This window comes from Streptomyces sp. NPDC019224 (assembly GCF_040632605.1).
In the GTDB taxonomy this organism is placed as follows: domain Bacteria; phylum Actinomycetota; class Actinomycetes; order Streptomycetales; family Streptomycetaceae; genus Streptomyces.
Window position 1 is genome coordinate 1 of record NZ_JBEYCF010000112.1, and the last position, 1,868, is coordinate 1,868.

The 1,868-nt window shown below is 56.7% G+C and carries 1 rRNA gene; it reads left to right on the plus strand.

The features are described 5' to 3' along the window. Window positions 1-1,847: ribosomal RNA gene (locus ABZ564_RS32710) — 23S ribosomal RNA — on the plus strand; the annotation flags it as partial. Window positions 1,848-1,868 lie beyond the last annotated feature (21 nt).

Genomic DNA, 1,868 nt, shown 5'->3' on the forward strand with positions numbered 1-1,868 from the left:
TATAGGGCCAACGCCTGCTGGGATGGGTAGGGGAGCGTCGTGTGCCGGGTGAAGCAGCCGCGGAAGCGAGTTGTGGACGGTTCACGAGTGAGAATGCAGGCATGAGTAGCGATACACACGTGAGAAACGTGTGCGCCGATTGACTAAGGGTTCCTGGGTCAAGCTGATCTGCCCAGGGTAAGTCGGGACCTAAGGCGAGGCCGACAGGCGTAGTCGATGGACAACCGGTTGATATTCCGGTACCCGCTTTGAAACGCCCAATACCGAATCAGGCGATGCTTAGTCCGTGAAGCCGGCCCGATCTCTTCGGAGTTGAGGGTAGTGGTGGAGCCGACGAACCAGACTTGTAGTAGGTAAGCGATGGGGTGACGCAGGAAGGTAGTCCAGCCCGGGCGGTGGTTGTCCCGGGGTAAGGGTGTAGGCCGTGTGGTAGGCAAATCCGTCACACGTTAAGGCTGAGACCTGATGCCGAGCCGATTGTGGTGAAGTGGATGATCCTATGCTGTCGAGAAAAGCCTCTAGCGAGTTTCATGGCGGCCCGTACCCTAAACCGACTCAGGTGGTCAGGTAGAGAATACCGAGGCGTTCGGGTGAACTATGGTTAAGGAACTCGGCAAAATGCCCCCGTAACTTCGGGAGAAGGGGGGCCATCACCGGTGACCGGATTTACTCCGTGAGCTGGGGGTGGCCGCAGAGACCAGCGAGAAGCGACTGTTTACTAAAAACACAGGTCCGTGCGAAGCCGTAAGGCGATGTATACGGACTGACGCCTGCCCGGTGCTGGAACGTTAAGGGGACCGGTTAGCCGACTTTCGGGTCGGCGAAGCTGAGAACTTAAGCGCCAGTAAACGGCGGTGGTAACTATAACCATCCTAAGGTAGCGAAATTCCTTGTCGGGTAAGTTCCGACCTGCACGAATGGCGTAACGACTTCTCGACTGTCTCAACCATAGGCCCGGTGAAATTGCACTACGAGTAAAGATGCTCGTTTCGCGCAGCAGGACGGAAAGACCCCGGGACCTTTACTATAGTTTGATATTGGTGTTCGGTTCGGCTTGTGTAGGATAGGTGGGAGACTGTGAAGCGGCCACGCCAGTGGTTGTGGAGTCGCCGTTGAAATACCACTCTGGTCGTGCTGGATGTCTAACCTGGGTCCGTGATCCGGATCAGGGACAGTGTCTGATGGGTAGTTTAACTGGGGCGGTTGCCTCCTAAAGAGTAACGGAGGCGCCCAAAGGTTCCCTCAGCCTGGTTGGCAATCAGGTGTTGAGTGTAAGTGCACAAGGGAGCTTGACTGTGAGACCGACGGGTCGAGCAGGGACGAAAGTCGGGACTAGTGATCCGGCAGTGGCTTGTGGAAGCGCTGTCGCTCAACGGATAAAAGGTACCCCGGGGATAACAGGCTGATCTTCCCCAAGAGTCCATATCGACGGGATGGTTTGGCACCTCGATGTCGGCTCGTCGCATCCTGGGGCTGGAGTCGGTCCCAAGGGTTGGGCTGTTCGCCCATTAAAGCGGTACGCGAGCTGGGTTTAGAACGTCGTGAGACAGTTCGGTCCCTATCCGCTGTGCGCGTAGGAATATTGAGAAGGGCTGTCCCTAGTACGAGAGGACCGGGACGGACGAACCTCTGGTGTGCCAGTTGTCCTGCCAAGGGCATGGCTGGTTGGCTACGTTCGGAAAGGATAACCGCTGAAAGCATCTAAGCGGGAAGCCTGCTTCGAGATGAGTATTCCCACCAACTTGATTGGTTAAGGCTCCCAGTAGACGACTGGGTTGATAGGCCAGATGTGGAAGCCCGGCAACGGGTGGAGCTGACTGGTACTAATAGGCCGAGGGCTTGTCCTCAGTTGCTCGCGTCCACTGTGT